This window comes from Pseudomonas sp. P97.38, from assembly GCF_001269745.1.
Classification (GTDB): Bacteria; Pseudomonadota; Gammaproteobacteria; order Pseudomonadales; family Pseudomonadaceae; genus Aquipseudomonas; species Aquipseudomonas chlororaphis_E.
The window spans coordinates 334,586-355,388 of sequence record NZ_LHVJ01000028.1; the positions used below are offsets into that span (position 1 = coordinate 334,586).

The 20,803-nt window shown below is 59.6% G+C and carries 17 protein-coding genes; 9 read left to right on the forward strand and 8 right to left on the reverse strand.

Annotated elements, in window-relative coordinates; all coding sequences use genetic code 11:
* Positions 1-161: 161 nt before the first annotated feature.
* The 3 genes from AD664_RS24405 to AD664_RS24415 all read left to right on the forward strand — a co-directional run bounded on the left by AD664_RS24405 (position 162) and on the right by AD664_RS24415 (position 4,153).
* Positions 162-668, forward strand: a complete 507-nt coding sequence (locus AD664_RS24405) for a sigma-70 family RNA polymerase sigma factor (RefSeq protein ID WP_053150642.1) — start codon at positions 162-164, stop codon at positions 666-668.
* Positions 668-1,615: a FecR domain-containing protein gene (locus AD664_RS24410; RefSeq protein WP_053150646.1), complete on the forward strand. Its 948-nt coding sequence runs from the start codon at positions 668-670 to the stop codon at positions 1,613-1,615. The genes AD664_RS24405 and AD664_RS24410 overlap by 1 nt, the downstream gene beginning before the upstream one ends.
* A gap of 102 nt (positions 1,616-1,717) precedes the next feature.
* The gene (locus AD664_RS24415) at positions 1,718-4,153 is read left to right on the forward strand and encodes a TonB-dependent siderophore receptor (protein WP_053150649.1); all 2,436 of its coding nucleotides are present in this window, start codon (positions 1,718-1,720) and stop codon (positions 4,151-4,153) included.
* A 42-nt stretch (positions 4,154-4,195) separates the two neighbouring features.
* Here the strand turns inward: AD664_RS24415 and mnmE are convergent, their stop codons facing one another.
* From mnmE to rpmH, 5 genes are all read right to left on the reverse strand, one after another.
* The gene (gene mnmE / locus AD664_RS24420; RefSeq protein ID WP_053150651.1) at positions 4,196-5,566 is read right to left on the reverse strand and encodes a tRNA uridine-5-carboxymethylaminomethyl(34) synthesis GTPase MnmE; all 1,371 of its coding nucleotides are present in this window, start codon (positions 5,564-5,566) and stop codon (positions 4,196-4,198) included.
* A gap of 77 nt (positions 5,567-5,643) precedes the next feature.
* On the reverse strand, positions 5,644-7,326 hold the full coding sequence (gene yidC, locus AD664_RS24425) for a membrane protein insertase YidC (RefSeq protein ID WP_042727815.1): 1,683 nt from the start codon (positions 7,324-7,326) through the stop codon (positions 5,644-5,646).
* 2 nt (positions 7,327-7,328) lie between these two features.
* Positions 7,329-7,574, reverse strand: a complete 246-nt coding sequence (gene yidD / locus AD664_RS27310) for a membrane protein insertion efficiency factor YidD (protein WP_080921994.1) — start codon at positions 7,572-7,574, stop codon at positions 7,329-7,331.
* The gene (gene rnpA, locus AD664_RS24430; protein WP_053150700.1) at positions 7,567-7,968 is read right to left on the reverse strand and encodes a ribonuclease P protein component; all 402 of its coding nucleotides are present in this window, start codon (positions 7,966-7,968) and stop codon (positions 7,567-7,569) included. The genes yidD and rnpA overlap by 8 nt, the downstream gene beginning before the upstream one ends.
* A 16-nt stretch (positions 7,969-7,984) precedes the next feature.
* Positions 7,985-8,119 carry a 50S ribosomal protein L34 gene (rpmH, locus tag AD664_RS27315; RefSeq protein WP_003213577.1) on the reverse strand — a complete coding sequence of 45 codons (135 nt, stop codon included), beginning with the start codon at positions 8,117-8,119 and terminating at the stop codon, positions 7,985-7,987.
* A gap of 566 nt (positions 8,120-8,685) precedes the next feature.
* On the opposite strand from rpmH, the gene dnaA reads away from it, so the two are divergent.
* The 5 genes from dnaA (at position 8,686) to gabP (ending at position 16,596) form a co-directional block, all read left to right on the forward strand.
* Positions 8,686-10,209, forward strand: coding sequence for a chromosomal replication initiator protein DnaA (gene dnaA, locus AD664_RS24435; RefSeq protein WP_042727830.1), 1,524 nt, complete (start codon positions 8,686-8,688; stop codon positions 10,207-10,209).
* 36 nt (positions 10,210-10,245) lie between these two features.
* Positions 10,246-11,349, forward strand: a complete 1,104-nt coding sequence (gene dnaN, locus AD664_RS24440) for a DNA polymerase III subunit beta (RefSeq protein ID WP_003177083.1) — start codon at positions 10,246-10,248, stop codon at positions 11,347-11,349.
* A gap of 20 nt (positions 11,350-11,369) precedes the next feature.
* A complete protein-coding gene (gene recF / locus AD664_RS24445) occupies positions 11,370-12,473 on the forward strand; it encodes a DNA replication/repair protein RecF (protein ID WP_030139022.1) in 1,104 nt (367 codons plus the stop codon).
* Positions 12,474-12,478: 5 nt separating this feature from the next.
* Positions 12,479-14,896: a DNA topoisomerase (ATP-hydrolyzing) subunit B gene (gene gyrB, locus AD664_RS24450; protein WP_053150702.1), complete on the forward strand. Its 2,418-nt coding sequence runs from the start codon at positions 12,479-12,481 to the stop codon at positions 14,894-14,896.
* Between the two features lie 302 nt (positions 14,897-15,198).
* Positions 15,199-16,596: a GABA permease gene (gabP, locus tag AD664_RS24455; RefSeq protein ID WP_053150654.1), complete on the forward strand. Its 1,398-nt coding sequence runs from the start codon at positions 15,199-15,201 to the stop codon at positions 16,594-16,596.
* A 142-nt stretch (positions 16,597-16,738) separates the two neighbouring features.
* Here gabP and AD664_RS24460 read toward each other — a convergent pair whose 3' ends face one another.
* Complete coding sequence (locus AD664_RS24460; RefSeq protein WP_042727818.1) at positions 16,739-17,473, reverse strand: response regulator transcription factor; 735 nt, start codon at positions 17,471-17,473, stop codon at positions 16,739-16,741.
* 262 nt (positions 17,474-17,735) lie between these two features.
* Between AD664_RS24460 and AD664_RS24465 the strand changes: the two genes are divergently transcribed.
* On the forward strand, positions 17,736-19,250 hold the full coding sequence (locus AD664_RS24465) for a PAS domain-containing sensor histidine kinase (protein WP_053150657.1): 1,515 nt from the start codon (positions 17,736-17,738) through the stop codon (positions 19,248-19,250).
* 157 nt (positions 19,251-19,407) lie between these two features.
* Here AD664_RS24465 and AD664_RS24470 read toward each other — a convergent pair whose 3' ends face one another.
* Both AD664_RS24470 and gmhB read right to left on the reverse strand, forming a co-directional pair.
* Positions 19,408-20,187 (reverse strand): 1-acyl-sn-glycerol-3-phosphate acyltransferase, encoded by a 780-nt coding sequence (locus tag AD664_RS24470; RefSeq protein ID WP_042727820.1) that lies wholly within the window; start codon positions 20,185-20,187, stop codon positions 19,408-19,410.
* Positions 20,188-20,266: 79 nt separating this feature from the next.
* A complete protein-coding gene (gene gmhB / locus AD664_RS24475) occupies positions 20,267-20,800 on the reverse strand; it encodes a D-glycero-beta-D-manno-heptose 1,7-bisphosphate 7-phosphatase (protein ID WP_053150661.1) in 534 nt (177 codons plus the stop codon).
* Positions 20,801-20,803 lie beyond the last annotated feature (3 nt).

A 20,803-nucleotide genomic window follows, 5' to 3' on the forward strand; every position in this document is an offset into this window, starting at 1 on the left:
AGGGCAGTTATTCACAGGGCTTAGTCGTCCGTTTTGTGTCCTTGTGCACAACGGCCTGGGCAATGGCCGCTGGAAAAGCTTCGAGGAACGACGCCAGAAGCTATTGTGAGAAAACGTAACAGAGGCTAATAATAGCTATTATCATTAACGCCTCGTTCCCTATGCCCCCGTCTTCCCATACCGCCGCGATCGGGCGAATTTATGCGCAACACCACTCGTGGCTGCATGGATGGCTCAAGGGCAAGCTGAACAACGCCTGCGATGCCGCAGACGTGGCCCATGACACCTTTGTGCGGATCCTCGCAGCCCGTAATGCCGTTCAGATCCGCGAACCGCGGGATTACCTGGCCACGGTGGCCCGAGGCCTGGTGATTGATCGTTATAGAAGAAATGCTATAGAAGCGGCCTACCTGGAGTCTCTGGCCGCGCGACCCGAACCCACGGCCATCAGTGAAGAAGACAAGGCCCTGATCATCGAAACCCTGGTCACTGTGGATAAAGCCCTGGCGGCTTTGGGCCCACGTACCCAGCGGATCTTCATGTTGTCGCAGATCGACGGGCTGACTTATCAACAGATCGCCGTGCAATTGAAGGTGTCCCTCACCACCGTGAAAAAGCACATGGTGCGTGCCCTCACCGAATGCACACTGATCATGGCTGAACGCTGATGCCTGCCCTGCCTGATCGCAAGACGGTCGAAAGGGCTGCCACCTGGTACGTGCAGTTTCAGCACCAACCGCCTTCGCATGCCGAACGCCAGGCCTGGCAAGATTGGCTCGACAGCGATCCTGCGCACCAGGCGGCGTGGCACCAGATCGAACAGTTGCAGCGCCATCTTGGAGCACTGCCCCAGGACCTCTCACGCCGCGCACTTGGCACCGGGCAGCAGCGGCGCCAAGTGCTCAAACTGCTAATGTTGCTCGGCGGCGCCGGCTCTGTGGGCTGGAGTCTTCAGGACCACGGGACGCTCGCCTCGGCCTGGGCCGATTACAAGACGGCCGTGGGGCAGCGCCGCTCCGTCGACCTGGCGGACGGAAGTCGGATTCATCTGAACACCGAGACTGCCATCGACGTTTCGTTCGACGCCGATCGCCGCTTGATCCGGTTACTGAGCGGCGAAATCCTGGTCCAGACCGGCAAGCTCAAGGACACACGGCCCTTTCTTGTCGAGACTGGCGATGGTCGCATCGAGGCGCTGGGCACGCGATTCACCGTACGCCAACTGTCGAACCGCACCCGGGTAGGCGTGCTGGAAGATCGGGTGCGCGTATCGCCGGATGGCACGCTGGGCAGCGCGGGTATCCTGAAAGCCGGCGAACAGGCTGACTTCAACGGCCAGGGCATGGGGGTTATCCAGCCCTACGCTGCCTCACAAGCGGCCTGGGTAAATGGCCAGCTCATTGTCCTCGATGCGCCCCTGGGAGACGTCATCGAGGAACTGGGCCGCTATCGTCCCGGGGTCTTGCACTGTCAGGAAAAGGCGCGGCAGCTTCGGGTGTCCGGTACGTTACGCCTGGATGCCATGGATGCCGTGCTGGCCAATCTCCAGGCATCGTTGCCCATTCAGGTTCGCTATTACACCCGGTACTGGGCGTCGATTACACGGGCTGACTAGCGAAATACACGAAGCGGGAAAAAAAACAGAACGAGGGGGTTATCTTTTTTTGTGCTGATCCGGCCCTTCAGGTAATTGCGATCACCCAGGGCTTACCCACACATGCGCCTTCCTACGTTTCGTCAGCGATTTTCCCAGCATTGCATCGCCTACAGCCTGTTGATGACCAGCGCCGCGAGCGGCCTGGTGATGGCTTCCAACGCCTTCGCCAATACCGCCACGCAGCATTACGCCATTGCTGCCGGCCCGCTGGATAACGTGCTGAGCCAGTTCGCCGCGAAGGCCAACATCATCCTTTCGTTTTCTCCACAGCAAACCGGCCAGAAACGTAGCCCCGGGTTAACCGGTGACTATTCGGTTGAGCAGGGGTTCGTGCAGCTGTTGCAGGGCTCGGGGTTCCAGGCCGTGGCGCAGGCGCCAGGCAGCTACACCCTGTACTTCCTGCCGACAGATCAATCCATGGAGTTGGCCCCCACGAGCATCAACGCGCTGGCGGCCAACCCGATGGACCTGGATTACGCTGCCGACGTGGGCTACAAGGCACAAAACAGTCGGATCGGTACTAAAACCAGCACGCCGCTGTCGGAAACGCCGCGCTCGGTATCGGTGGTGACCGGCCAGCGCATGAAGGACCAGAAATCCCAGACCCTGACCGAAGTCCTGGGCTACGTGCCGGGCATCTTCGCCCCGCCCTTCGCCGCCGGTGACAGCCTGGCCGGCGACCTGTTCTACATCCGCGGCTTCAACGCCACCGACTACGGCTATGGCCTGCTCCGCGATGGCTTGAGGGTGCAGGGCAATCGCTATGACACCAGCTCAGAGCCCTATGGCCTGGAGCGTGTCGAGGTGTTCCGCGGGCCTTCGTCGCTGCTGTATGGCGAGAACGCGCCGGGCGGCCTGGTCAACCTGGTCAGCAAGCGTCCGACCGCGGCGCCCCAGGGTGAAGTCCAGTTGGGCTATGGGAGCCACAACCGACGCCAGATCGGTGTGGATGTTTCCGGGCCGCTGGCCGATAACGACAACATCCTGGGCCGGATCGTGATGTTGGGCCGCAACGCCGATACCCAGACTAACCACGTACCGGATGACCGTCTTTACATAGCGCCCTCCCTGACCCTGAATTTCGATGATTTCAACACATTGACCCTGCTGGCCAACTATCAGAAAGACCACACCAACATGGAGCTCGGGCTGCCGGCCGCCGGCACGCTGCTGAGTAACCCGAACGGCCAGTTGGACAAGGACACCATGCTCGGTGATCCGGACTGGAACACCTTCGAGCGGGAAACCTGGAGCACCGGCTACGAATACAGCCATCGCCTCAATGACGATTGGCAGTTCCGCCAGAATTCGCGTTACCTGCAATCACGCATCACCCGCCATGAAACCTGGCCCGGCAGCTTGAACAACGGTGGTTTTGGTCGCCGTGTGAACGTCACCGCTTATGACCGTTACAACAAGTCGATGGTGTATTCGCTGGATAACCAGCTGGAAGGCAAATTCAAGGTCGGCGGCCTGGAAAACACGCTGCTGTTCGGCGCCAGTTATGACCGGACCTCGTTCAACCAAGATTGGAATGCCGGATTCGTGGGGCCTGTGGATATCTATGATCCAGTGTACACAGGGGATCCGAAGACACCCATCGCGGTGCAGAACACCTTGCTCGAACAGCAGATGAAGGGGGTTTATACACAGCTGCAGAGCAAATACGACCGCTGGTTGTTCCTGCTGGGCGGGCGCCAGGATTGGGTAGACAGCGATTTTCGTGACAAGGTCGCCAGCGCCGGCGACATCAGCTCCAAAGACAAGAAGTTCACCTATCAGGGCGGCCTGATGTACCAGTTCGACAACGGCATGACGCCCTACGTCAGCTACTCGACCGCATTCGTCCCGGTGCAGCAGATCTCCAACGCCGGCACGCCGCTGGAACCGATTACCAGCAGCCAGTACGAAATCGGCCTCAAGTACGAGCCCATCGGCTGGGACACAGCCTTCACCGCGTCGGTCTACGACTTGCGCAAGAAGGACGACACCTACTTCGACGCCACCACGTCGACCTATCGACAGGTGGGGGAAAGTCGTGCCAAAGGCGTGGAGCTGGAGCTCAACAGCAACCTGAGCCCTGCCCTGAATGTCACCGCCTCGTATACCTACACGGATGCGCGGGTGACCGAGGACTCGGCGACGTCCCTGGTAAAAGGCCACCAGATGACTGGCGTGCCACGTAACCAGGCGTCTTTCTGGGCCAAATATCGTTTCCTGGAAAGCGACCTGAAAGGTTTGTACGTGGCCGGCGGCGTACGTTATTTCGACAGCGCATTCGCCTACACCGCGCCCACTCTGTACGGAAAGCTCGATGCTGGCGACGTCACCCTGGTGGACGCCGCCGTCGGCTACCAGATCGACACGCACTGGAGTGTCGACTTGAACGCGAAAAACCTGTTCGACAAGGAGTACGTGTCGGGCTGCAACGATGCGGGGCGTTGCTACTGGGGTGAAGACCGGACGCTGCTCGGCACCGTTTCCTACAACTGGTGAACCCCAAAAAGGGCTGTGGATAAATTGTCCACAGCCCTTTTTTTATTTGCCGATGCAGAAGCTGGAGAAGATCCGTCCCAGCAAATCGTCGGAACTGAAAGCCCCGGTGATTTCACCCAGTGACTGCTGGGCCTGGCGCAGATCTTCGGCGAGCAGTTCGCCGGCACCGGCCAAGGTCAGTTGGGAGCGACCGTGTTCCAGGGACGCGCTGGCCTGGCGCAAGGCTTCCAAATGCCGACGTCGGGCGCTGAAGCTGCTTTCCGAGGTTTGCTCGTAGCCCATGCAAGCCTTGAGGTGTTCGCGAAGCAGTTCCAGGCCTGCACCTGCCGACTTCGCGCTCAGGCTGATGGTCACGTGGCCATCGTCGCTGACCTCCAAGGCAATCGCTTCCCCCGTCAGGTCGGCCTTGTTGCGAATCAAGGTGACTTTCGCTGGGTCCGGTCGGACTTCCAGGAACTCCGGCCACAAGGCGAACGGATCGTCTGCTTCCGGTGCGGTGGCATCCACCACCAGCAGCACACGATCGGCTTCGCCGATCGCCTTCAACGCCCGCTCGACCCCGATCTTTTCCACCTGGTCGTCGGTGTCACGCAGTCCGGCGGTGTCCACCACGTGCAGCGGCATGCCGTCGATGTGGATATGTTCGCGCAGGATGTCCCGGGTGGTGCCGGCGATGTCCGTGACAATGGCAGCCTCGCGACCGGCCAATGCGTTCAGCAGGCTGGATTTACCGGCGTTTGGCCGTCCGGCGATCACCACGGTCATGCCATCGCGCAACAAGGCCCCCTGCCCGGCTTCGCGCAGCACTGTGGATAACTCGTCGCGGACCTTGTCCAGCATCGCCAGGACGTGACCATCGGCAAGGAAGTCGATTTCCTCTTCCGGGAAGTCGATCGCCGCCTCGACATAAATGCGCAGGCCGATCAGTTGCTCGGTGAGGTTATGCACACGCTGTGAAAACGCGCCTTGCAGGGAACGTAACGCGTTGCGTGCGGCCTGGGCCGAGCTGGCTTCGATGAGGTCGGCGATGGCTTCAGCCTGGGCCAGGTCGAGCTTGTCGTTGAGGAACGCGCGCTCGCTGAACTCGCCCGGCCGGGCCAGGCGGCAGCCCAGTTCCAGGCAGCGCTTGAGCAGCATGTCCAGCACGATGGGTCCGCCGTGGCCCTGCAGCTCCAGCACATCTTCGCCGGTGAACGAATTCGGGCCTGGAAAATAAAGGGCAAGTCCTTCGTCCAGTACCTGTTGGTCCTCACTCAAGAACGGGCCGTAGTGCGCAAACCGTGGCTTGAGCTCGCGCCCACTGATCGCCCTGGCCGCGACACTGGCCAGAGGTCCCGAAATACGGACGATGCCGACACCGCCACGACCTTGGGCAGTGGCAACGGCGGCAATGGTTTCACGCGGTGCGCTCATACCGGAATCCAGACAAAAGTGGCAGATAGCAAAACGCCCCACTAGGGGGCGTTTTGTGTGGTTATCCACAGAGCAAGTTACGCCTCGGCTTTTTTCGTCGCCGCTTCGATCTTACGCGTGATGTACCACTGCTGGGTGATCGACAATACGTTGTTCACAACCCAGTACAGCACAAGACCCGCCGGGAACCACAGGAAGAAGAAGGTGAAGATGATTGGCATCATTTTCATGACCTTCGCCTGCATCGGATCAGGAGGTGTCGGGTTCAATTGCTGCTGGATGAACATGGTTGCGCCCATGATGATCGGCAGGATGAAGAACGGATCCTTGATCGACAGGTCGGTAATCCACAGCATGAACGGTGCCTGGCGCATTTCCACGCTTTCGAGCAGTACCCAGTACAACGACAGGAACACTGGCATCTGCACAAGAATCGGCAAGCATCCACCCAACGGGTTGATCTTCTCTTTCTTGTACAGCTCCATCATGGCCTGGGACATTTTCTGCCGGTCATCGCCATGCTGTTCTTTCAGGGCGGCCAGTTTCGGTGCCACTGCACGCATGCGCGCCATGGATTTGTAGCTGGCGGCCGACAATGGGAAGAACAGCCCCTTGATCAGCATGGTCAGGAAAATGATCGACCAGCCCCAGTTACCGACAATGCTGTGGATATGTTGCAACAGCCAGAAGATTGGCTGGGCAATGAACCACAGGAAGCCGTAGTCCACGGTCAGTTCCAGGCCTGGGGACAACTGTTTCAGGACGGCCTGGCTTTTTGGACCGGCATACAGGATGGCGCTGGTTTCAGCCTTGGCACCTGGTGCGGCGGTCAACGCCGGGCCGGTGTAGCCAATGATGTAGTTGCCTTTGCTGTCCTTGCGGGTCTGGACGACGTTGCTTTCGCCCTTCTGCGGGATCCACGCAGTCACGAAGTAGTGCTGCAGCCAGGCCACCCAGCCACCTTGGACGGTTTCCTTGAGCTGCGCCTTGTCCATGTCCTTCATGGACACTTTCTTGTACGGCTCCGAACTTGTCCACAGGGCAGCGCCCAGGTAAGTCGCGGTACCGGTGGCGGTGCTGGAGGAAGGATCGGAGCTGGCGTCACGCTTGAGCTGCGCGAACATCGCACCGGACCAGGGTTGAGCGCTCTGGTTGTCGATCAGGTAGGAGACCGTCACGTCGTACAGGCCACGTTTCAGGGTGAAACGCTTGATGTAGTTGACGCCATCCTTGCTGAACTTCAGGTCCACGACCAATTGGTCCTGACCGTCAGCCAGTTGATAAGTCTTCTTCTCGGCAGCGTAGACCGGGCGGCCAGCCGGGTTGGCGTCCGGGCCGTTGGTGCCGATCAGGCCGCTCTGGGCCAGGTAGGTGCGCTCGTTGCCGTTATCGAACAACTGGAACGGAATTTCCGGGTGATCCTGGCGACGGGGATACAGCGGCAGCTTCAACTGGGCGATGTCACCACCCTGTGGATCGATTGCCAGCTCGAGCACGTCCGTCTTGACCTGGATGAGATCCTTGCTGGCAGCCACAGGGGCTTCGGCGGGTGCGCTGGCATCGCTTGCCGGGCGTGGGATGTCGTCATTGTTGGCAGCCGTGTTGCCAACAGGGGCATCCGGCAGGCTCGGTGCGGTATTGCTGGCTGCAACATTCTGAGTCGGCAGGGCAGCCTGGCCATAGTCCTGGTTCCATTTAAGGACCATGACATAGGACACGATTGCCAGGGCGACGATCAGGATCGTGCGTTTGATATCCATGATTACTCGGCCATCGAAGAAGAACGGGAGGTAGGGATAGGCGGAACCGGGTCATAACCGCCGGGATTCCACGGATGACAGCGACCTAAACGACGAAAGGTCAGCCAGCCACCGCGCAGAAGGCCATGATTTTCTATGGCTTCATACGCGTAGCAGGAACAACTGGGGTAGAAACGACAGTGGTTGGCCATCAAGGGACTAATGGCGTAGCGGTAAAACTGGATCGGAACGAGTGCCAGTTTACGCATCTGGACTGTCTACCCCTACAGTTTCGGTGTTGGCTGCTGGTACCGGCTTGTTACGAGCCAGACGCTTCCAGAGCTTGCCGAAATGCTGAATCAATTCGGGGTTTTCTACGTCACCCAAACCTTTGCGCGCGACGATAACAATGTCCCATCCGACCAGTGAATCCTGGTTCAGGCGAAACGATTCGCGCATCAGACGTTTGAGGCGATTGCGCTGAACGGAGAGCTTGACGCTCTTTTTCCCGATAACCAGCCCGAGTCGGGGGTGATCGAGATCGTTGCTGCGCGCAAGGAGCAGGAGATTCTTCCCCGGAACCTTGCCGGTAGGGGAGTCAAAGACTGCCTTGAAATGCCGGGGAGTAAGCAGACGCTTTTCCCGACTGAAGTCCTGACTCACCTCCAGTGCCGGATTATCAAACTGCCAGACGCGCACGACCTTTGGCGCGACGACGCGACAGGACGGCACGACCGTTCTTGGTAGCCATGCGAGCACGGAAACCGTGGGTACGAGCGCGTTTGATAGTGCTTGGTTGGAAAGTACGTTTCATGTCGTGTTACCTGGTTCGTCCACAACGGGCCGGAATGGCCCCCGTTTTAAGAGACCGGGGATTCTAGAGAAAGCAAGCCTCTAGGTCAATTTCCAACCAACGTTTCCTTTAAATAGATATCCGGCCGCTCGAGTGGGTCCATCCTCCGGTGCCAGACATAAATATAAAGAAGGGAATTATTTAAAGCTTTTCTGTAAAGCTTATAGAAGCTAGGCTGCCATCCATCTGTGGATAACCCATTCAAGCCCTTCTAGATCAATGTGTACAGAGAATGACAACTACAGGGGAAAACGGTGTTCAGGCTGTGTTGCGCTGTCGGATAAGCTGTGTGCGGAAACGGCAGTTATCCACAGCTCGCTTATCCACCGTGTTTAACCCCCACTTGTACAACGACCTCATGGTCGGTTATCCACAGAGCTTATCCACTGACCGCCGGTCGCCTTTCCTGCTGTTAAGGCATTGATAAATCATGGGCGATCAGCAACCTGCATGTGGATAAGTGCGCGCCTGATCGCTACAATGGCCGCTTGTTTTTGCCTCACCGGCTTTCAACTTAGGGGATGTCCGTGTCAGTGGAACTTTGGCAGCAGTGCGTGGAGCTTTTGCGCGATGAGCTGCCTGCCCAACAATTCAACACTTGGATCCGTCCACTACAGGTCGAAGCCGAAGGCGACGAGTTGCGCGTCTACGCACCGAACCGTTTCGTTCTCGACTGGGTCAACGAAAAGTACCTGGGCCGGGTCCTCGAACTGCTCGACGAGCATGGCAATGGCACGGCGCCTGCGTTGTCCTTATTAATAGGCAGCAAACGCAGCTCGGCTCCTCGTGCGGCGCCCAATGCCCCGCTCGCCGCGGCGGCTGCTTCCCAGGTCCAGGCCACCGCAGCGCCAGTCAACCATGCCGCGCCGGCTCCCGCGCCTGCACCGAGCAAACGCAGTGCGCAGAAAGAGGCACACGTCAGCGAAGAACCTTCGCGGGACAGCTTCGATCCCATGGCTGGCGCCAGCTCCCAGCAGGCCCCGGTGCGTGCCGAGCAGCGCAACGTCCAGGTCGAGGGCGCGCTCAAGCACACCAGTTACCTGAACCGGACCTTCACCTTCGAAAACTTCGTCGAAGGTAAATCCAACCAACTGGCCCGGGCCGCTGCCTGGCAGGTGGCGGACAACCCCAAGCATGGCTACAACCCGCTCTTCCTCTACGGTGGCGTGGGCTTGGGTAAGACCCACTTGATGCATGCGGTGGGTAACCACCTATTAAAGAAGAACCCGAATGCCAAGGTCGTGTACCTGCATTCCGAGCGGTTCGTGGCTGACATGGTCAAGGCGTTGCAGCTGAACGCGATCAACGAATTCAAACGCTTCTACCGTTCGGTGGATGCCTTGCTCATCGACGATATCCAGTTCTTCGCCCGCAAGGAGCGTTCCCAGGAAGAGTTTTTCCACACCTTCAACGCATTGCTTGAAGGGGGCCAGCAGGTCATTCTCACCAGCGATCGCTATCCGAAGGAAATCGAAGGTCTGGAGGAGCGCCTCAAGTCGCGTTTCGGCTGGGGCCTGACGGTGGCCGTCGAGCCACCCGAGCTGGAAACCCGCGTGGCGATCCTGATGAAGAAAGCCGACCAGGCCAAGGTCGAGCTGCCACACGACGCAGCGTTCTTCATCGCCCAGCGTATCCGCTCGAACGTGCGTGAACTCGAAGGTGCCCTCAAGCGGGTGATCGCCCATTCCCACTTCATGGGCCGCGACATTACCATCGAGCTGATTCGCGAATCCCTCAAGGATCTGCTGGCGCTGCAGGACAAGCTGGTCTCTGTGGATAACATTCAGCGTACAGTGGCTGAATACTACAAGATCAAGATTTCCGATCTGCTGTCCAAGCGCCGTTCGCGTTCGGTGGCTCGCCCGCGTCAGGTGGCCATGGCGTTGTCCAAGGAACTGACCAACCACAGCCTGCCGGAAATCGGCGATGTGTTTGGCGGGCGCGACCATACGACCGTGCTGCACGCCTGCCGCAAGATCAACGAACTTAAGGAATCCGACGCGGACATCCGCGAGGACTACAAGAACCTGCTGCGTACACTGACCACTTGATGACCAGCGCAGCTTATTAAGGCAAGGGACTAGACCATGCATTTCACCATTCAACGCGAAGCCCTGTTGAAACCCCTGCAACTGGTCGCCGGCGTCGTCGAACGCCGCCAGACCTTGCCGGTACTTTCCAACGTGCTGTTGGTTGTCGAAGGCCAGCAACTGTCGCTGACCGGTACCGACCTGGAAGTCGAGCTGGTTGGTCGGGTGCAACTTGAAGAGCCGGCCGATCCGGGTTCCATCACCGTGCCTGCGCGCAAGCTGATGGACATCTGCAAGAGCTTGCCCAACGATGCGCTGATCGACATCAAGGTCGATGAGCAGAAGCTCGTGGTCAAGGCCGGTCGTAGCCGTTTCACCTTGTCCACCTTGCCTGCCAATGATTTCCCTACGGTGGAAGAAGGCCCTGGCTCGCTGACCTGCAGCCTCGATCAGAGCAAGCTGCGTCGCCTGATCGAGCGCACCAGCTTCGCCATGGCCCAGCAGGACGTGCGCTACTACCTCAATGGCATGCTGCTGGAAGTGTCCGCTGGCGTTATCCGCGCCGTGGCCACCGATGGCCATCGCCTGGCGATGTGCTCGATGCAGGCTGATATCGGCCAACCGGATCGTCACCAGGTGATTGTGCCGCGCAAGGGCATCCTGGAGCTGGCGCGCCTGCTGACCGAACCGGACGGCAACGTCAGCATCGTACTGGGCCAACACCACATTCGCGCCACCACCGGTGAATTCACCTTCACTTCGAAATTGGTGGACGGCAAGTTCCCTGACTACGAGCGTGTGCTGCCCAAGGGTGGCGACAAGCTGGTGTTGGGCGATCGTCAGGCGCTGCGTGAAGCGTTCAGCCGTACGGCGATCCTGTCCAACGAGAAATACCGCGGTATCCGCCTGCAACTGGCCAATGGTCAACTGAAGATCCAGGCCAACAACCCGGAGCAGGAAGAAGCGGAAGAAGAAGTGGGCGTTGACTACAACGGCGGCTCGCTGGAAATCGGCTTCAACGTCAGCTATCTGCTGGATGTGTTGGGCGTGATGACCACCGAGCAGGTGCGTCTGATCCTGTCCGACTCCAACAGCAGCGCGCTGGTGCAAGAGTCCGACAACGACGATTCGGCCTACGTTGTCATGCCGATGCGTCTGTAATCATGCCCAGCAGAAGCTAGATGTCCTTAAGTCGCGTCTCTGTCACCGCGGTGCGCAATCTGCACCCGGTGACCTTCTCCCCCTCCCCCCGAATCAATATTCTTTACGGCGCCAACGGCAGCGGCAAAACCAGCGTCCTGGAAGCCGTCCACTTGCTGGGGCTTGCCCGCTCGTTTCGCAGCACCCGCCTGTTACCGGTCATCCAGTACGACCAATTGGCCTGCACCGTGTTTGGCCAAGTGGAGTTGGCCGAAGGTGGCCATAGCGCCCTGGGCATTTCGCGGGACCGGCAAGGTGAGTTTCAGATTCGGATCGATGGGCAGAATGCTCGCAGCGCTGCGCAGCTGGCGGAGATCCTGCCCCTGCAACTGATCAACCCGGACAGCTTCCGGCTGTTGGAGGGCGCGCCGAAGATTCGTCGACAGTTTCTCGACTGGGGCGTGTTCCACGTGGAACCGCGTTTCATGGCGACTTGGCAGCGCTTGCAGAAGGCGCTGCGCCAGCGAAACTCTTGGCTGCGACATGGTACACTTGACGCCGTTTCGCAAGCGGTTTGGGACAGGGAACTGTGCCAGGCCAGCGCCGAAATAGATGAATATCGCCGCGCTTACATCAAAGCCTTGAAACCGGTCTTTGAGCAGACCTTGAGCGAACTGGTTGAGCTCGAGGGCCTGACGCTCAGCTATTACCGAGGCTGGGACAAGGACCGCGAGTTGAGTGCCGTGCTGGCTGGCTCCCTGCAACGTGACCAGCAGATGGGCCATACGCAGGCTGGACCACAACGTGCTGACTTGCGCCTCAGATTGGGTGCTCACAATGCCGCGGACATTTTGTCCCGGGGCCAGCAGAAGTTAGTGGTGTGTGCCTTGCGGATCGCCCAGGGGCATCTGGTCAGCCAGGCCCGCCGCGGTCAGTGTATTTATCTGGTGGATGACTTGCCGTCCGAACTGGACGAAGCCCACCGCCGCGCGCTTTGCCGCTTGTTGGAAGACTTACGCTGCCAGGTGTTCATCACCTGTGTAGACCACGAATTATTGAGGGAAGGCTGGCAGACGGAAACGCCAGTCGCTCTGTTCCACGTGGAACAGGGCCGTATCACCCAGACCCACGACCATCGGGAGTGAAGGCATTGAGCGAAGAAAATACGTACGACTCAACGAGCATTAAAGTGCTGAAAGGCCTAGATGCCGTACGCAAACGTCCCGGTATGTACATTGGCGACACCGATGATGGTAGCGGCCTGCACCACATGGTGTTCGAGGTGGTCGACAACTCCATCGACGAAGCCCTCGCCGGTTATTGCGACGACATCAGCATCACCATTCACCCGGATGAGTCCATCACCGTTCGCGACAACGGTCGTGGCATTCCGGTCGACGTGCACAAAGAGGAAGGTGTTTCCGCCGCCGAGGTCATCATGACCGTCCTCCACGCCGGCGGTAAGTTCGACGATAACTCCTATAAGGTATCCGGCGGCCTCCACGGCGTGGGCGTATCGGTGGTGAACGCGCTGTCCGAAGAATTGATTCTCACCGTGCGTCGCAGTGGCAAGATCTGGGAACAGACCTACGTTCACGGCGTTCCACAGGCTCCGATGGCGATAGTGGGCGACAGCGAAACCACCGGCACCCAGATCCATTTCAAGGCGTCGAGTGAAACGTTCAAGAACATCCACTTCAGCTGGGACATCCTGGCCAAGCGGATTCGTGAACTGTCCTTCCTGAACTCCGGTGTCGGCATCGTCCTCAAGGATGAGCGCAGCGGCAAGGAAGAGCTGTTCAAGTACGAAGGTGGCCTGCGCGCATTCGTTGAATACCTGAACACCAACAAGACCGCGGTCAACCAGGTGTTCCACTTCAACATCCAGCGTGAAGACGGCATCGGCGTGGAAATCGCCCTGCAGTGGAACGACAGCTTCAACGAGAATCTGCTGTGCTTCACCAACAACATTCCCCAGCGCGACGGGGGCACCCACCTGGTGGGCTTCCGTTCGGCGCTGACGCGTAACCTGAACAACTACATCGAACAGGAAGGCCTGGCGAAGAAGCACAAGGTTGCCACCACCGGCGACGACGCCCGCGAAGGCCTGACGGCGATCATTTCGGTGAAGGTGCCGGATCCGAAGTTCAGCTCCCAGACCAAGGACAAGCTGGTGTCTTCCGAAGTGAAGACCGCGGTCGAACAGGAAATGGGCAAGTATTTCTCTGACTTCCTGCTGGAGAACCCGAACGAAGCCAAGCTGGTGGTCGGCAAGATGATCGACGCCGCCCGTGCTCGTGAAGCGGCGCGCAAGGCCCGTGAGATGACCCGCCGCAAAGGCGCGCTGGACATCGCCGGCCTGCCGGGCAAACTGGCTGACTGCCAGGAAAAGGACCCTGCCCTGTCCGAACTGTACCTCGTGGAAGGTGACTCTGCTGGCGGCTCCGCCAAGCAGGGACGCAACCGCCGCACCCAGGCCATCCTGCCGCTCAAGGGCAAGATCCTGAACGTCGAGAAGGCGCGCTTCGACAAGATGATTTCCTCCCAGGAAGTCGGCACTCTGATCACCGCGCTGGGTTGTGGCATCGGTCGCGAAGAGTACAACATCGACAAGCTGCGTTATCACAACATCATCATCATGACCGACGCCGACGTCGACGGCTCGCACATCCGTACCCTGCTGCTGACGTTCTTCTTCCGTCAGTTGCCGGAGCTGATCGAGCGCGGCTACATCTACATCGCCCAGCCGCCGCTCTACAAGGTCAAAAAAGGCAAGCAGGAGCAGTACATCAAGGATGACGACGCCATGGAGGAATACATGACGCAGTCGGCCCTCGAAGACGCGAGCCTGCACCTGAACGAAGACGCCCCGGGTATTTCCGGTGAGGCCCTCGAACGCCTGGTTAACGATTTCCGCCTGGTGATGAAGACCCTCAAGCGCCTGTCTCGCCTGTACCCGCAGGAGCTGACCGAGCACTTCATCTACCTGCCGGCCGTCAGCATGGAGCAACTGTCCGATCACGCGGCGATGCAGGATTGGCTGGCCCAGTACGAAGTCCGCCTGCGCACCGTTGAGAAGTCCGGCCTGGTCTACAAGGCCAGCCTGCGTGAAGACCGTGAGCGTAACGTCTGGCTGCCGGAGGTCGAACTGATCTCCCACGGCCTGTCGAACTACGTCACCTTCAACCGCGACTTCTTCGGCAGCAACGACTACAAGACTGTGGTCTCCCTCGGTGCACAACTGAGCACGCTGCTCGATGAAGGTGCATACATCCAGCGCGGTGAGCGTAAGAAAGCGGTGACGGAGTTCAAGGAGGCCCTTGAATGGCTGATGGCCGAAAGCACCAAGCGCCACACCATCCAGCGATACAAAGGGCTGGGCGAAATGAACCCGGATCAGCTGTGGGAAACCACCATGGACCCGGGCTCGCGCCGCATGCTTAAAGTGACCATCGAAGACGCCATTGGCGCGGACCAGATCTTCAACACCCTGATGGGTGATGCGGTCGAGCCACGCCGTGACTTCATCGAGAGCAACGCCCTGGCGGTGTCCAACCTGGATTTCTGATCCAACTGCCAACCGCCCCAATGAAAAAGGCCAACGCACCTGCGTTGGCCTTTTTTTGTTCGTCTTCAGTCACGTTTCCGACCCCGACCTGCTGGTCAGAAAGCGGGTAGCCCGGTAACACGTGGAACAAAAGCTTTGATGCTCAAGGACTTGCGAAGCGGTTCAGGCCCCCGTAATACGGGAGCGGAGTAAATCCTGGCGCAATTCTTGCGTCTTAAATAACTTACACATCGTTTTTTTATTTTTACAGAAACGATGGGTTGAGGTAGATCGAACAAATCTAAATACCAAAGGTAGTCTCAATGAGCGGTACGCAAACTTCCGATAGTCTGGAACAAGGGCTCAAACCACGGCATGTGACGATGCTGTCCATCGCCGGTGTGATTGGTGCCGGTCTTTTCGTCGGCTCTGGCCATGCGATTGCCGCAGCCGGCCCAGCCGTGCTGCTGGCCTATGCCGCCGCCGGTGCCCTTGTGGTGTTGGTGATGCGTATGCTGGGGGAAATGGCCGTCGCTTCGCCCGACACCGGTTCCTTTTCCACCTATGCCGATCGCGCTATTGGCCATTGGGCCGGTTTTACCATCGGTTGGCTTTACTGGTGGTTCTGGGTCCTGGTGATTCCACTGGAGGCCAACGCCGCCGCCACCATTCTGCATGCCTGGTTCCCGAATGTGGCCATCTGGGTCTTTACCCTGGTCATCACCCTGCTGCTGACGGTCACCAACCTGTTCAGCGTGAAGAATTATGGGGAGTTCGAGTTCTGGTTCGCCTTGATCAAAGTCGTGGCGATCATCGGTTTTGTCGGACTGGGTCTTCTGGCAATCCTCGGCTGGCTGCCCACCAGCCAGGTGAGTGGCGTGTCCCATTTGTTCGACACCCAAGGCTTTTTGCCAAACGGTATGGGTGCGGTACTGGGCGCGATCCTGACGACCATGTTTTCGTTCATGGGTACCGAGATTGTCACCATTGCTGCCGCTGAATCGAAGAACCCCGGCCAGCAAATCTCCAAGGCGACCAACTCGGTGATCTGGCGGATCGGCCTGTTCTACCTGGTGTCCATTTTCATCGTTGTTGCACTGGTGCCTTGGAATGACCCGTCGCTGGCCAATGTCGGCTCTTACCAGACGGTGCTGGAGCGCATGGGCATCCCTAACGCCAAGTTGATCGTCGACATCGTGGTCCTGGTGGCGGTGACCAGTTGCCTGAACTCGGCGCTGTACACCGCTTCCCGGATGATGTTCTCCCTGGGCAAGCGCGGTGATGCGCCGGCCGTGTCCAAGCGCACCAACAAGAGCGGCACGCCTTATTGGGCGGTCGTGTTGTCGACGGCAGCCGCATTCCTGGCCGTGTTCGCCAACTACGTGGCGCCAGCGGCAGTCTTCGAGTTCCTGTTGGCGAGCTCGGGTGCGATTGCGTTGCTGGTGTACTTGGTGATTGCGTTCTCGCAGCTGCGCATGCGCAAACAGCGCAAGGCTCGCGGTGAAAAAATCGCTTTCAGCATGTGGCTGTTCCCGGGCCTGACCTACGCGGTGATCGTATTCATCGTCGGCGCCCTGACCATCATGCTGTTCCAGGAGGCCCATCGGGTGGAGATTCTCGCCACGGGCCTGCTCAGCCTGCTGGTGGTGGCGTGCGGCCTGCTGGTGCAACGTCGCCGGAGGACTGGCAAGGCAGGCAGCCTGGCACAGGCGCACGGCTGACATTCACTGTGGCGAGAGAGCCTGCTCCCGCTTGAGCGCGCAGCGCTCATATAAAGGGGCCGCTGCGCAGCCCAGCGGGAGCAAGCTCCCTCGCCACGGCTCCGAATTTTTAGATGGCCAGGTGTGCCCTGGCCTTTGTGGTCTAGCTCGCCACCGACGCTTCGCTTCCCGCAGCCACACTCTCCAGCCGATACCCATACCCATAGATCGTCAGCAGTTGCCAGCCGCGGTCTGCTGTCAGCCCGAGTTTGTTGCGCAGGCGATAGATATGGGTGTCGAGGGGGCGAGACGAGGTCATTTCCTCATGGGTCCAGAAACGCTCGTAGAAATATTCCCGGGACAGCGGCCGACCCAGGTTGGCGAACAGGCAGCGGGCCAGACGGAACTCCCGCTCGGTCAAGCTGATGGGGATGCCGGCGCGGGTGACGGTGAGTTCGGCATCGTCGAACTCCAGGTCATTGAACACCAGTACATCACTGGTGGGCACGCGTTGCAGGTTGTGCCGGCGCAGCACGGCGGTGACCCGAGCCTTGAGCTCATTGGGCCTGAAGGGCTTGCTCACGTAGTCGTCGGCCCCGGCGTTGAGCGCCTGGACGATGTCGTGCTCGCCGTCGCGGCTGGTGAGCATGATCGCGGCCGGGGGCGAATCCATGTGCTCACGAGTCCAGCGCAGCAGCGACAGCCCGCTGATATCTGGCACTTGCCAATCCAGAATCAACAGGTCGAAGGTTTCTCGGCGCAATTGCCGCAGCAGGTCCTCGCCGCGCTCGAAGCTGTGCAGGGTCCAGGCCTGCTCACCCCTGCCGGGGATTTGTTGCAGTGTCTGTTCCACCCGGCGCAGTTCGGCCGGTTCGTCATCCAATATGGCGACACGCATGGGATGCGATTCCTTGATCTCGGGTAGCGGACATCATCAGGTGGCGTGGCAGTCGAATTGGCCGGCCCCTGTCGCTGGCTGCAAGACAATAACCACTCGCGGCACGGAGGGAAAGGTAGCGGCATTGCACCTGATGACCCAGGCTCGCTTCCACAGTGTTTACTGACAAGCCCCCTATTCAAACCCTATCCTTACTCCCCCTGCCGATTTGACCTGTCACCATGCGCGATATCCCCAGCCGTACTGCTCGAACAGGTGGCCCATGAGCCACCGGCGCCGTGAAAGTCGCGAGCCCACCCAAGTCCAACGCTTGTTTCGCCAGTTGATGCGCGAATGGTTGTGGATAAGTCTGCTGTTGTTACCCCTGACCGCCCTGTTGTCCTTCAGCGGCCAGTCGCCGCGTAACGGGCCCCTGGCTGCGTTGCTCTCGGGTGGCCTGGTGGCGTGTGTATTGGGTTTGCTGCTATGGCGCCCGCGCCTGGCGCTGTGGGCAACGGTGGGAGGCATGAGCCTGGCGCTGTTGGTCAGCGCGGTATTGGCCATTCGCGGCTGGTGGTGGTCGCCGATGGCCAGTGTGCTGGGCATTCTGTTCGGTTACCTGATCTGGAACTGGCGGCGGCTGAGCGTGGTGCTGGCCTACTTCGGCTGGGAACTGGCGCGCCTGGATTCCGAGCCCAAGGTGTTCCCGGAACGGCGGCGCGCACCCTACGCCGGCAGTGATCGTTTGCAAGGCCAGATCATGGCCTTGGAACAGGCCATGGGCCGAACCCGCGACACCCGCCGCTTCATTGCCGATGGCCTCGAATACCTGCCCGTGGCAACGATGATCAGCGACCCCCAAGGCAAGCTGCTGCTGGGCAACCGCAAGGCTCGCGAGCTGTTCGGCCACGGTCTGGCCGGTGGCGATGTGCTGGAGCATCTCGCCGAGCTCGGTTATCCGGGCCTTGAACAGGGTGCGCGCCACCGGTTATCCACATTACCGCTGGTGGAGTTTCGCGACATCCGCGAGCGCAGCCTGCGCCTGGATCGGGCCGCGTTGCTGCCGGTCGACGGTCATACGCCGATTGGCTGGCTGCTCAGCCTCATCGACCTCAGCGTGGAACGCGAAGCCCAAGAGCAGCGCAGCGTCATGCTGCGCTTTCTCTCCCACGACCTGCGGGCGCCCCATTCGGCGATCCTGGCGCTGCTCGACGTCCAACGGCATCAATGGGGCGAGAACACACCGCTGTTCGACCAGATCGAGTGTCAGGTGCGTCGCGCCCTGGAGCTGACAGATGGCTTCGTGCAATTGGCCAGGGCCGAGTCCGAGGCGTACCAGTTCCAACCGACGCTGTTCGCCATGCTGGTGTTGGACGTAATTGACCAGGCCTTACCCCTGGCCCAGGCAAAGCGCATCCAGCTGGTTCACGAAATGGACGATGAAGAGGCCATGGTGCGGGCCGACCAGGCGTTGCTGACGCGGGCGCTGTTCAATCTGCTGGAGAACGCCATCAAGTACAGTGCCCCGGACACCCGCATTACGCTGCGCGTTCATTGTGCCCAAGGGCGATTGACGTGTGAGGTGGCGGACCAGGGCAAAGGTATCGATGCCCAAGAGTTGCCAGAGCTGTTCAGCCAGTACCGACGGTTTTCGTCGGCCCACGGTGTGGACGGCGTCGGACTGGGACTGTCGATGGTCAAGGCAGTGGTGGACCGCCACGGCGGGCAAATCGAGTGCCGCAGCGTGGTGGGCCAGGGCACGACGTTCAGCTTGGGTTTTCCACTGCTGGAGGACTGAAGGATCGCAGCGCAAAGCACTGATCCTTCGCCGCTATAAAAAACTTATGCACGTTGAAGCTGCTTTTATGTGTTTATGAAATATGCATTAAAAACATAGACTTAAAACACAAAGGCAACGGGTTTCAAAAAAACGGTACACAGGTTATCCACAGATCTCAGACAGCAATCTGGTCCGTGGCGGCCGGCGCTGCGGGGGTGGACGGCAGCGACCCCATTTCCCGTTGCGTCTGTTCGTTCCAGGCCTGGACCCGGTCGTTCAGGTTGGCAATGGCGCGAGGCCCGGTGCCCTCGGCATACATCGGCGCCCCGATGACCACGGTGATGACACCGGGCGTACGGACCCAGCCCGCCTTGGGCCAGAATTTGCCAGCATTGTGTGCAATCGGCAGTACAGGCAGGTCGGCATTCACCGCCAAGGCCGAACCGCTGCGGGAAAACTTGCCGACCGTTCCATAGGGAACACGGGTGCCTTCCGGAAAGATCAACACCCAGACATTGTCCTTGAGCAGTTCGTCGCCCTTTTGCGCCACTTGCTTGAGCGCGGCCTTGGGATTGTCGCGGTCGATGGCGATCGGTCGCAGCATGGCCATGGCCCAGCCGAAGAATGGCACGAACAACAGTTCGCGCTTGAGCACCTGGCTCAGCGGTTCGAAGTAAGCCGACAGGAAAAAGGTTTCCCAAGTGCTCTGGTGGTTGGACTGGATCACGCAGGGCCGATCAGGCACGTGCTCGGCGCCCTTCACCTCATAGCGAATGCCCAGGAACACTTTGCTCAGCCACAGTGCGCAACGGCACCAGTAGACGTTGATGAAGCGGTAGCGCGCCTTGAACGGCAGGAAAGGCGCGATAAAGAAACTCAAGGTGCACCACAGCAAGGAACTGGTGCCCAGCAGCAGGTAAAAGAGAAAGGTTCTGATGGCCTGCAATATCGACATAGCGGCGTTTACCGTTGCGGGCAATGCCCGCCTGTTCAAGCGCTTCCCGAACATTCCTTGTCAGGATGTCGTGGGAGCTCTAATTGTGGATAAGTTCAGCGGCAACCGCCGCCAGGTCGTCAAAAATCAAGGTGCCCACCGGTAGGGTCTTGCCCAGAGTCTTTTCGCCTTTCCCGGTCTTTACCAAAACTGGCTGACAATCGACGGCCTTGGCTGCCTCCAGGTCACCGAGGCTGTCGCCGACGAACCACACACCCGCCAGCGGCATCGCATAATGCTCGGCAATGGCCTTCAACATGCCCGGCTTGGGTTTGCGGCAATCGCAACCTTCATCCGGCCCATGGGGGCAATAGACGATCAGCCCGACTTCCCCGCCTTGCTCGGCCACCAATGCGCGCAAGCGCTCATGCATGGCCTCGAGCACGGCGAGGTCGTAGTAACCGCGGGCAATGCCCGACTGGTTGGTAGCGACCGCCACCGTCCAGCCGGCCCTGCTCAACTGCGCGATGGCTTCGATCGAACCGGGGAGTGGCAACCACTCCTGCACCGATTTGATGTAAGCGTCGGAGTCGTGATTGATCACCCCGTCCCGATCGAGAATCAGCAGTTTCAAGGT

Bases quoted from the DNA above. Each gene is read 5' to 3' on its own strand.
- rpmH (WP_003213577.1), bottom strand. From the start codon at position 8,119: ATGAAACGTACTTTCCAACCAAGCACTATCAAACGCGCTCGTACCCAC.
- recF (WP_030139022.1), top strand. From the start codon at position 11,370: ATGTCCTTAAGTCGCGTCTCTGTCACCGCGGTGCGCAATCTGCACCCG.
- AD664_RS24410 (WP_053150646.1), top strand. From the start codon at position 668: ATGCCTGCCCTGCCTGATCGCAAGACGGTCGAAAGGGCTGCCACCTGG.
- gabP (WP_053150654.1), top strand. From the start codon at position 15,199: ATGAGCGGTACGCAAACTTCCGATAGTCTGGAACAAGGGCTCAAACCA.
- yidC (WP_042727815.1), bottom strand. From the start codon at position 7,326: ATGGATATCAAACGCACGATCCTGATCGTCGCCCTGGCAATCGTGTCC.
- dnaN (WP_003177083.1), top strand. From the start codon at position 10,246: ATGCATTTCACCATTCAACGCGAAGCCCTGTTGAAACCCCTGCAACTG.
- AD664_RS24405 (WP_053150642.1), top strand. From the start codon at position 162: ATGCCCCCGTCTTCCCATACCGCCGCGATCGGGCGAATTTATGCGCAA.
- mnmE (WP_053150651.1), bottom strand. From the start codon at position 5,566: ATGAGCGCACCGCGTGAAACCATTGCCGCCGTTGCCACTGCCCAAGGT.
- AD664_RS24465 (WP_053150657.1), top strand. From the start codon at position 17,736: ATGAGCCACCGGCGCCGTGAAAGTCGCGAGCCCACCCAAGTCCAACGC.
- yidD (WP_080921994.1), bottom strand. From the start codon at position 7,574: ATGCGTAAACTGGCACTCGTTCCGATCCAGTTTTACCGCTACGCCATT.
- AD664_RS24460 (WP_042727818.1), bottom strand. From the start codon at position 17,473: ATGCGTGTCGCCATATTGGATGACGAACCGGCCGAACTGCGCCGGGTG.
- AD664_RS24415 (WP_053150649.1), top strand. From the start codon at position 1,718: ATGCGCCTTCCTACGTTTCGTCAGCGATTTTCCCAGCATTGCATCGCC.
- AD664_RS24470 (WP_042727820.1), bottom strand. From the start codon at position 20,187: ATGTCGATATTGCAGGCCATCAGAACCTTTCTCTTTTACCTGCTGCTG.